This is a genomic window from Clostridium sp., assembly GCF_051278035.1.
Taxonomy (GTDB): Bacteria; Bacillota; Clostridia; order Clostridiales; family Clostridiaceae; genus Clostridium_AD.
The window spans coordinates 1-9,838 of sequence record NZ_JBNMNU010000159.1; the positions used below are offsets into that span (position 1 = coordinate 1).

At 32.2% G+C, this 9,838-nt stretch carries 10 protein-coding genes; 3 read left to right on the forward strand and 7 right to left on the reverse strand.

Annotated elements, in window-relative coordinates; all coding sequences use genetic code 11:
* Positions 1 to 671: 671 nt before the first annotated feature.
* The gene (locus tag ACJAX4_RS18800; protein WP_435790969.1) at positions 672 to 1,688 is read left to right on the forward strand and encodes an SDR family oxidoreductase; all 1,017 of its coding nucleotides are present in this window, start codon (positions 672 to 674) and stop codon (positions 1,686 to 1,688) included.
* A 28-nt stretch (positions 1,689 to 1,716) separates the two neighbouring features.
* Here ACJAX4_RS18800 and ACJAX4_RS18805 read toward each other — a convergent pair whose 3' ends face one another.
* Positions 1,717 to 2,454 (reverse strand): lysoplasmalogenase family protein, encoded by a 738-nt coding sequence (locus ACJAX4_RS18805; RefSeq protein ID WP_435790970.1) that lies wholly within the window; start codon positions 2,452 to 2,454, stop codon positions 1,717 to 1,719.
* Positions 2,455 to 2,543: 89 nt separating this feature from the next.
* On the opposite strand from ACJAX4_RS18805, the gene ACJAX4_RS18810 reads away from it, so the two are divergent.
* Entirely contained in the window at positions 2,544 to 3,671 is a 1,128-nt protein-coding gene (locus ACJAX4_RS18810) for an aminopeptidase (RefSeq protein WP_435790971.1), read from the forward strand.
* Positions 3,672 to 3,802: 131 nt separating this feature from the next.
* Positions 3,803 to 4,444, forward strand: coding sequence for a pentapeptide repeat-containing protein (locus tag ACJAX4_RS18815; RefSeq protein ID WP_435790972.1), 642 nt, complete (start codon positions 3,803 to 3,805; stop codon positions 4,442 to 4,444).
* A gap of 45 nt (positions 4,445 to 4,489) precedes the next feature.
* Here the strand turns inward: ACJAX4_RS18815 and aroQ are convergent, their stop codons facing one another.
* Genes aroQ through aroA form a run of 6 tightly spaced genes read right to left on the reverse strand, consistent with a single transcriptional unit; the run spans position 4,490 to position 9,737 of the window.
* The gene (gene aroQ / locus ACJAX4_RS18820) at positions 4,490 to 4,930 is read right to left on the reverse strand and encodes a type II 3-dehydroquinate dehydratase (RefSeq protein ID WP_435790973.1); all 441 of its coding nucleotides are present in this window, start codon (positions 4,928 to 4,930) and stop codon (positions 4,490 to 4,492) included.
* 4 nt (positions 4,931 to 4,934) lie between these two features.
* Positions 4,935 to 5,432: a shikimate kinase gene (locus tag ACJAX4_RS18825; RefSeq protein WP_435790974.1), complete on the reverse strand. Its 498-nt coding sequence runs from the start codon at positions 5,430 to 5,432 to the stop codon at positions 4,935 to 4,937.
* 7 nt (positions 5,433 to 5,439) lie between these two features.
* Entirely contained in the window at positions 5,440 to 6,246 is an 807-nt protein-coding gene (gene aroE / locus ACJAX4_RS18830) for a shikimate dehydrogenase (protein ID WP_435790975.1), read from the reverse strand.
* A 16-nt stretch (positions 6,247 to 6,262) separates the two neighbouring features.
* The gene (gene pheA, locus ACJAX4_RS18835; protein WP_435790976.1) at positions 6,263 to 7,375 is read right to left on the reverse strand and encodes a prephenate dehydratase; all 1,113 of its coding nucleotides are present in this window, start codon (positions 7,373 to 7,375) and stop codon (positions 6,263 to 6,265) included.
* 36 nt (positions 7,376 to 7,411) lie between these two features.
* Positions 7,412 to 8,482 carry a chorismate synthase gene (gene aroC / locus ACJAX4_RS18840; RefSeq protein ID WP_435790977.1) on the reverse strand — a complete coding sequence of 357 codons (1,071 nt, stop codon included), beginning with the start codon at positions 8,480 to 8,482 and terminating at the stop codon, positions 7,412 to 7,414.
* Positions 8,460 to 9,737 (reverse strand): 3-phosphoshikimate 1-carboxyvinyltransferase, encoded by a 1,278-nt coding sequence (gene aroA, locus ACJAX4_RS18845; protein ID WP_435790978.1) that lies wholly within the window; start codon positions 9,735 to 9,737, stop codon positions 8,460 to 8,462. Before aroA ends, aroC begins: the two co-directional genes overlap by 23 nt.
* Positions 9,738 to 9,838 lie beyond the last annotated feature (101 nt).

The window sequence follows — 9,838 nt, forward strand, 5'->3', positions numbered from 1 at the left end:
CTTTGCCTAGGACTTCCTCCAGCTCACACCTCACGGTGGATACCTTGTCTTCAGCTAGTGGTTGGTAACTACAGACCCCCACAGTGGACTTTCACCACCTAGTTAATTGCCATGCCTGGCACACTAATAAAAGCACTGTTAACCCATGTTAACAGTGCTTACGATTTATAATAAACATTTAAAATACTTAGATTCCAATAAATTATAAATACATATGAACACGGTATTTATAAGTACTGAAGTATTCTCTATTATTAAAATCATTTTAATACTAACACCATTATGAGCAATTGCGTCCTAACAGCTCATAATATAAGATTAAAATAATTCACTCATCTTATATTTTAAGAAGCTATAGAACAATTAAAATTTTTCATTAGATTTTTTCCCATGCTGGTGGTAATTGACCCTATTACAAACATAATAATTGCCCTCCTATTTCTTAAAAATTTTTTCTGTTATATATATTGTTGTCATTTTACTATTATTTTACCGGCTTGTCAAGTTATTACTTTCAAAAAAACTATACTTCATTTAATATTTATCTATGTGGTCAGTATTGTTACAAAGAGTAGCAAAGCTTATAAGTTTGAAAGTTCAGATAATTAATGGTAAAATACGACTAGTATCATTAGGTTATTTATAAAAACATTTATAGAAAGGGGATTAATATGAAAGCACTATTTATAGGTGGAACAGGCACAATTAGCACTGCTATATCTAAACTTGCAATCGAAGAAAACTGGGAACTATATTTACTAAACAGAGGTAATAAAATGGACAGAGTTCCAGAAGGTGCTAGGGTTATAACTGCTGATATAAACGATGAGGCCGCTGTCACGAAACTTATAGAAAATATGAACTTTGATGTAGTTGCTGATTTTATTGCATTTGAACCATTACAAATTAAGCGAGATATAAGACTTTTTAAAAGAAATACAAAACAATTTATTTTTATTAGCTCTGCATCAGCTTATCAAAAACCATTGTCATACTACGAAGTTAGCGAAAGTACTCCACTATCTAATCCATACTGGGAATATTCTCGCAGCAAAATAGCCTGCGAAGAACTACTGCTCTCAGAATATCGAAATAATAATTTTCCCATTACGATAGTTCGTCCGAGTCACACATATAGCAAGGATAGTATCCCCGTTGCAATTCACGGTAAAAAAGGTTTTTATCAGGTTATTGATCGTATAATGAAGGGAAAGCCCGTAATAATCCCTGGTGATGGCAGTTCCCTATGGACAGTAACGCATAACTCTGATTTTGCAAAAGCCTTTGTTGGAATTATGGGAAACAGATCCGCTCTTGGAGAGGCTGTTCAAATTACCTCTGATGAATCTTTAACCTGGAATCAAATATATGATACTATTGGAGCCGCACTTGATGTTAAGGTCGAAAAATTTCATGTATCCACGGACTTCCTAGTTAAATGTCAATCTGACTTTGAAGGAGGATTAATAGGTGATAAGTCAAACACTGTAGTTTTTAATAACAGTAAAATTAAAAGACTTGTTCCAAGCTTTATTGCCACCACAAGATTTGATCAAGGTATTAAGATTTCCATTCAACATATACTGTCTCATCCAGAACTCCAAATTGAGGATAGTGAATTTGATCTTTTCTGTGAAAAAATAATTAGCGCACAAAAACAAGCAGTAACATATTTTGAAAATCTGTAAAAAGCTATATTGAAGTTCTATATATAAGTCACCTTGAAATTCTACCATTTCCACTTAAAGCCAAAAGTAACTGTGATGGAAGATAGAACACCCAAATTAATAAAGAAGATATTGTATGTAAACTTGTCATTATATAATCTGATAATGGAAAAATAACAGTTATATTAGATAAGGCTACACATGCGTCACATAAAAGAAAAAGCACCATACCGAAGACTATCATATGTTTGATTTTTGAAGTATATAAATTGTTAATTGAAGCTTTTATAGCTTTAATAACACTGCTTAGTAGACAACTAACATAAAATAATGAAATTGGTAATAAAATATTAATTTCCCCAATAAATAATATAGCTATTGCATATGCAAAAACTATAAATATAAAAACAGTAAAAATGTTTATAAGCATTACTTTAATATTTTTATTTGTATATCTTACACAGTATATAATTTGAACCAAAGTAAAAAAAAGCACACCAATAATATAAAAATCTAATATAATTAAGCACAAGTCCGCAATTATAGTAATAAATAACCCCAACTTAAGTAATTGTCTATCTCGATCATTAACTTTATCTACATGTAAATTTTTAGTATGGAGTATTGATATCAAAAAGCAAAGTAATATACATAAATACTTTATACTTGCAGAAGTAATTATAGTTTCTACATTATAAAAGTCCATATATAAAAACATAATATATAATGTCAGTATTAATCCTACTATTAATTTAATTAGTAAACCAGTAAAAATACTATTTTTCATTTAAAATCACCACTCAATAAATAATTGTTATTATTATACTATTTTGTCATAAAAAAATAATTTTATACGCTTGAAAGGAGAAATTATAAATGGCTGATCAAAGACTTAACAAACTTGCAAAGCTTCTTGTCAATTATTCTACCCAAGTTAAACCTGGTGATTTTGTATTTGTATGTTGTGATGAGGTTGCAACCCCATGGATGATAGAGGTAGTAAAGGAAGCTGTGAAGGCCGGTGCTAATGTAGAAACCGCACTTTTTTCACAGGAAGTGTCAGAAATAAAACTTAAATACAGCAGTGAAGAGCAGTTACTTCAGGAAAACGTGCTTATGAAAACTATGCTTGATAAGGCGGACGTATGGATTTCAGCCTGGGGAAATAGAAATACAAAAACAAATTCAAGAATCGATGCATACAGACTTCAGATGTCCTCTAAAGGTGCTGCAAGCTGGAGAAAGATATACTCTGAAAAAATGGGTAATGGTTCACTAAGATGGTGTGGCACACAATTTCCTACTTATTCTGATGCTCAGGAAGCTTCAATGAGTTTTAGCGATTATCAGGACTTTGTTTATGGTGCTGGATTACTTGATGCTGAAAATCCTGCAAAAGAGTGGAAAAAGATAAGTGATGAGCAAGAAAGATGGATTAAATATCTTGATACTAAGAAAAGCTTACAATTCATTTCTGTAGGAACAGATATCAAAGTAAATGTAGATGGAAGAAAGTGGATAAACTGTGATGGAAAAGTAAACTTCCCAGACGGAGAGATATTTACCTCTCCTGTTGAAGATGGAGTTAATGGAATAATTACTTTTAGTTTTCCAGGAATATATATGGGAAAAGAAATAGAAGGAATAGTTTTAGAAATTGAAAGCGGAAAGGTGGTAAAAGCAACAGCCACAAAAGGAGAAGAACTCCTTAAAGCTCTTCTTGAAACTGATGAAGGCGCCTGCAGATTTGGGGAAATAGCTATAGGAACAAACTATGGCATTAAAGATTTTACAAAAAATATGCTTTTCGATGAAAAAATTGGTGGAACAGTTCATATGGCTATTGGAGATTCAATGCCTGAAGCCGGTGGATTAAATAGATCTACTATTCACTGGGATATGCTTTGTAATATGAGAAATGGTGGAAAGATTTTTGCTGATGGTGAATTATTCTATGAAAATGGAGCGTTTCTTTTGGCAATACTAGAAAATTATAATTTATAATACTCATATACCTCTTGATAAATTGAATTTTCATTAAATAAAGTATTGACTTTTATTCAAATTGTGTATAGTATTTAAAATGAAATATCAACATAAGAAAGGCAAATTTATAATTTGCCATGGAGGTAAAAATGGCTAAGAATCGTAGTGTTAAGGGTAATTTTGTTTATAACAATATAGAGAAAACAGGTAAGAATTTTATGTATAAAAATCTTGAGAGAAGTAATTGCTATAACAGTGATTTTTCAGACTCAAATTTTAATTTTGTAAGTTTTCGCGGAGCACACTTTAAATCATGTATTTTTTTAGAGTGTACTTTTAAATGGGCTGAATTCATTGGAACGAATCTAAAAGATAGTGATTTTGAAGGTGCTATATTTGAAAATGCTATATTTGATTCTGTAAATTTAGATGGTGCGAATTTCGAAGATGTAGAATTTAAAAACACTATATTTTTGGGGACTGATGTCACAAAAGCTAAAAATTTTGATATTAAAAACCCTGGGGTTAAAGTTTTAACTGAAATGCCTGAGCTTGAAATCAGTGAAGATCTTCGATTCGCTGTTGTGAATGTTATGAAAAACAAATATGTAAAATCTGCAAGGGTTCTTGATACAAAAAATGGTACCATTAACGTAATAAGTTTAATGATACTCTTAAAAAATTTTGATGAACAAACATTAATTAAAGGGTTAAATATGATTCATGAAGACCTAAATTGTGATTTTTACACATTAAGTTATATAATTAAGTTTATAAAAAATAATATGTAAAAACAATGAGCCTCAACAATAAATTGCTGAGGCTCATTGTTTCACTTACCGAGGCTTTAATATGCTGTTCACAAAAGCATTTAATGCCATTGTGTATCCATAAACACCAAAACCACAAAGTTGCCCTATACAAGCTGGAGCTGTAACTGAGGTTTTTCTAAATTCTTCCCTCGCATGTATGTTACTTATATGTACCTCAACAGTTGGGATTGCCACAGCCTTTAGTGCATCATAAATTGCAATGCTATAATGTGTATAAGCACCTGGGTTTATTATGATGCCATCATATTTAGAATAGGCATCTTGTATAAAATTAATAAGTTCTCCTTCTATATTACTCTGAACTATATTTAGTTCTATAGATAGGTCTTTTGATATCTCATATAAATTATCACACATTTGTTTGTAATTAGTGTTACCATATACATTCACTTCTCTAATTCCTAAAAAATTAATATTGGGTCCATTTATAATTAATATTTTCATAACTTCACCTCAAAATATTTAATATTTCATCTACGGTCTCTTTTATACTTTCCTTATTTTTTATTTCATAATCACAGTATTTTTTATAAAGTGGAAGTCGCTGCTCATATAATTCATATATTTTAGACACATCTGCTGATAAAAGTGGGCGACTGGTAACATCAATATCACCTACTATCCCCTGTATATTTCTATTTAAAAATAGTACAATGGAATTGTCTAGGAAAAGCTCCATGTTTTTATGTGTTTTAACCACTCCACCCCCAGTAGATATCACCTTACGACCACACTTGTTTATAATTTTATCTAGCGCCAAGCTCTCTATTTTTCTAAAATATTCTTCCCCTTGTATAAATATATCTGTTATGCTTTTTTCTTGTTCTTTTTCTATATACATATCCACATCATAAAATGGTAATTGAAGTGTTTCAGCTAAAATATCTCCTATTGTCGTTTTTCCACAACCAGTTATGCCTATAAGTACTATGTTCTTACCATCCATATAATTTCTACTCCAATTTCTCATAAACACTATTTATGATTTTATTACTTATTTTTATATCATGCCATAGTTCCTGAGCACATACTGCTTGCCCAATAAGCATATATAAACCATTAACAGCTTTCATATCCAGCTGCTTTGCATACTTTAAAAACAAAGTTTCTTTTGGATTATATATCAGATCAATGGCTGTAGAAAATTTATCTATATCACTTTTTTCTACTGGACAGTTATCTACATTTGGATACATCCCACACGGTGTACAGTTTATAATAAGATCCTTATCATGCATGCGTGAAACCTCCTCGTAGGATATAATGTTATATTCCTTGTTGTTATGTATATCTTTTATTTTATTAGCCCCTCTACTCACAACTGTTATTTCACCGATTTCACTATCTATAAGATATTGTATCACTGCCTTGGCAGCTCCACCACTACCTAGAACGACTGCTTTTTTCATCTTAATATCTATATTGTTTTTAGTAAGCATCATACCAAACCCAGCATAATCTGTATTATATCCAATGCTTTTCTTATCTTTAAAACAAATTGTGTTTACGGCTCCAATTTTCTTTGCTTCACTCGTGATTTCATCTAAAGATTTCATAATTACTTTTTTATAGGGAATTGTGACGTTTATACCGCCTACCCCTATATTTTTAAATTTATTTATAGTGTTTTCAACTTCTTCCTTTTCAATCTCAAACAATTCATAATTTCCCTCTATATTTAACTCCGTAAAAATTATTGAATGTATGAGAGGAGAAATGCTATGTTTTAAGCTTTCACCCAAAAGTCCATATAATCCCATAAATTTCACCTCCTCCTTAAATAAAACTCTTGTAATTTCCAAGAATTTTAAAATAACTACTAGCTTTTTTTATTTCAATCATAGCCTCTTTTACAGTATTTTCATCTAAATTACCCTCAAAATCTATATAGAAAAAATATTCCCATGGTTTATCCCATATGGGTCTTGATTCTATTTTAAGAAGGTTCAAATTGTTTTCTGAAAAATGACGTAAGATATTATATAGTGACCCAGATCTATGAGGAGTAACAAACATCACACTAGTTTTATTGCACTCACTATTCACCTCCAAATTCTTTGAAACAACAATGAATCGTGTTATATTTTTACTATTAGAATTTACATTGTGAGCTAGAATATTTAAATTATAAAGCGAAGCAGCCCTTCTACTTCCAATTGCAGCCTTGAATTTTTCTTTGGAATTATATACGAACTCCGCACTTTTTGCTGTGTTGCAAAATGGAACCTGTGTCCATGAAGTCTTTAACTTTAAAAATTCACTACACTGGCTAAGGGCTTGTGAATGTGAATACACTTCAGTAATATCCTCTATTGTTGCGCCTTTAATCGCCATCAAATTATGATTCACTTTTAAACAAACTTCCCCAACTATTTTAAAATCATATTTATTTAACAAATCATATACATCAGTAATTCCTCCCGTTGAAGAATTTTCAATAGGAAGAATTCCATATTTTATAGATTCACTTTCGAGCTGCGTAAATATGTCTTCGAATTCATCTACGGCTTTTGTCTTTGTACTCTCACCAAAGTGATCTAGAAGCGCTTGTTCACTAAAAGAACCCGCAACGCCTTGAAAACCAACAATTAGCTCATTGTTACTGTTTTCTTTTATAACCTCTGAGCACAATACTACGCTCTGCGCTTCTTTACTTATTTCCATAATACAATTTAAAAACTTTTGGAGAGGCCCCTTTAAATTTTTATTTAAAAGTCTACTCTCACCTCTTGAAATTACCTCTTGTTCTCTACTTGAATTTAATACATCTATATTATTTTCTTTCTTATATCGAGCTATTCTAAGAGCGGTCTCCATCCTTTGCTCAAATAATTCTACAAGCTTACTGTCTATAGCATCAATTTCATTTCTTAAATCTTTTATATCCACTATTTTATCCCCCCTCCATGACTAAATAACATAAATCTACAACAAATCAAGAATAACCATAGCTGCAACAGCTTCTACAACTGGTAGTGCTCTTTGCACAATACAAGGATCATGCCGTCCATTAACTCTTATCTCTGTATTTTGCATTTTGCTTATATCAATGGTTTTTTGAACCTTCCCAATAGATGCTGTTGGCTTAAATGCAGCTTTGAAGACTAAGGGCATTCCAGTGGAAATACCTCCTAAAATCCCTCCATTGTTATTTGTATATGTTTTAACCTTATCTTCATCCATATAAAATTCATCATTGGCCTCTGAACCATTCAAATTCGCCATATCAAAGCCTGCTCCAAATTCTACGCCCTTTACTCCAGGTATGGAAAAGAGAAGATGTGCAAGCAGGCTTTCTACAGAGTCAAAGAAAGGAGACCCCAGCCCCTCAGGTAAATTTAATATAGCACATTCTACCACCCCTCCAACAGAATCCTGATTTTCTTTTGCGCTATGAATAGCACTTATCATCTCAGAACCTTTACTCTGGTCTAAAACTGGGAATGTCTGCTTATCTAATTTCTTCAGTGTGTCTGAATTTATATTCACATTATTAAAAGGACAATCATATATACCTGCAATATGATATATATGTCCACCAATAGATATTCCTTTTTCCTTTAAAATCTGTTTTGCAATAGCTCCAGCAAAAACTAAGGGCGCCGTTATCCGTCCTGAAAAGTGTCCTCCACCTCTATAATCATTAAAACCAGAGTATTTTACATTGCCAGTGTAATCTGCATGGCCCGGTCTCATTACAGTTTTTAGTTCCTCATAATCTTTAGAGTGCATATCTGTATTCCATATAATTGCGCACAGTGGCGTTCCGGTTGTTCTCTCATTAAAATATCCACTTATAATTTGAAATTCGTCCTTTTCACTCCTAGGCGTTGATATATTGTCCTTACCTGGCGCTCTTCGTTTCATTTCATATGCAATAGCGTGAAGATCAAGATTTATCCCAGAAGGCAATCCATCTATGTTAATTCCTATGCCCTTACCATGAGATTCACCGAATATAGAATACTTAACTTTATTGCCCCAAAGTCCACTCATTTACGTTACCTCCTAACATTACAAAATCATTGTAAAATTCCGGATAAGATTTTTTTATACAATCACTATCAGTAATTATTACTGGTCCATTACATCTTATAGAAGCTACAGATAGCGCCATTGCAATGCGGTGATCATTATAACTGTCAACAGTTCCACCCTTTAAATTTTCTTTTCCATGAATAATAAGTCCATCTTCTGTTTCCACCACATCACCACCAAGTTTTGTGAGTTCTGTAGCCATTGCATTTAATCTATCACATTCTTTAATGCGAAGTCTACCAGCATTTATTATTTTTGTATTTCCTTTACTTAATGATGCAAGCACCGCTAAAATAGGAACCAAATCAGGGCATTCCGATGCATCAATTACAGCTCCATGTGTTTTTGATTTTACTACTTTTATTTTACTCCCTTCAATAGATATATTACCACCCATTTTAGTAATGATATCTACAATAACTTTATCGCCTTGAAGTGATTTTATATTCACATCTTCACACTGAATATCTCCTCCTAAGATTCCAGCTACAAGCCAAAATGCTGCTTGAGAAAAATCTCCTTCTACTCTGTAATCCTTAGCTATATATTTCTGTTCTCCAACAATTCTAATTTCATTATATCCTAAATTTTCTATATGAACAGAAAATTTACTAAGTACATCTATTGTTAAGTCTACATATGCTTTTGATTCCAGCTCAGTAGTCACAATTATCTTTGAGTCCCCTTTTAAAAGTGGAAGTGCAAAAAGAAGACCCGTTATAAATTGCGAACTTATATTCCCCGGTAGTTTATACTCACCAGCTTTAAGCTTTCCTTGCATCGTAAGTGGGAGCCCATCATTAGAGCTGTATTTTATATCTTGTTCTTTAAACATTTTATAGTAAGGGGTAAGAGGCCTTGTGACCAGTCTTCCTTTACCTGTAAAAGTAAATTCACTCCCTGTAAGTAGAGCTATAGGAATCAAAAACCTAAGGGTAGAGCCGGATTCCGAACAATCAATATTATTTTCGGTTTTTTTCGAAAAACCATTTCCATTTATGGTTGCATTGTTTTTGCCTTTTGTAACTGATACCCCTAGGTCCCTCATTGCATTGCAAGTAGCTAAAATATCCTCTGAAAAAACTACATTTTCTACATTGCAAGTATCACTTGCAAGCCCAGCTGCTATAATAGCTCTATGGCTAAGGCTCTTTGAGGGTGGAACTGTAATTTTCCCTTGTAGACTAGATGGTGTTATTTTAATGCTATTCATTTTTATTATTCCCCCGCCCTATTTCAACCTACATATTTAGTTATATCATCTCGATTTATTTTTTCAATAAACCCATAACCTATTCCTTTAAGTAAAATCAA

Excerpts from the sequence above, each read along its gene's own strand:
- aroA (WP_435790978.1), bottom strand. The coding sequence starts at position 9,737 with ATGAATAGCATTAAAATAACACCATCTAGTCTACAAGGGAAAATTACA.
- ACJAX4_RS18815 (WP_435790972.1), top strand. The coding sequence starts at position 3,803 with ATGGCTAAGAATCGTAGTGTTAAGGGTAATTTTGTTTATAACAATATA.
- ACJAX4_RS18810 (WP_435790971.1), top strand. The coding sequence starts at position 2,544 with ATGGCTGATCAAAGACTTAACAAACTTGCAAAGCTTCTTGTCAATTAT.
- aroC (WP_435790977.1), bottom strand. The coding sequence starts at position 8,482 with ATGAGTGGACTTTGGGGCAATAAAGTTAAGTATTCTATATTCGGTGAA.
- aroE (WP_435790975.1), bottom strand. The coding sequence starts at position 6,246 with ATGGGATTATATGGACTTTTGGGTGAAAGCTTAAAACATAGCATTTCT.
- ACJAX4_RS18825 (WP_435790974.1), bottom strand. The coding sequence starts at position 5,432 with ATGGATGGTAAGAACATAGTACTTATAGGCATAACTGGTTGTGGAAAA.
- ACJAX4_RS18805 (WP_435790970.1), bottom strand. The coding sequence starts at position 2,454 with ATGAAAAATAGTATTTTTACTGGTTTACTAATTAAATTAATAGTAGGA.
- ACJAX4_RS18800 (WP_435790969.1), top strand. The coding sequence starts at position 672 with ATGAAAGCACTATTTATAGGTGGAACAGGCACAATTAGCACTGCTATA.
- aroQ (WP_435790973.1), bottom strand. The coding sequence starts at position 4,930 with ATGAAAATATTAATTATAAATGGACCCAATATTAATTTTTTAGGAATT.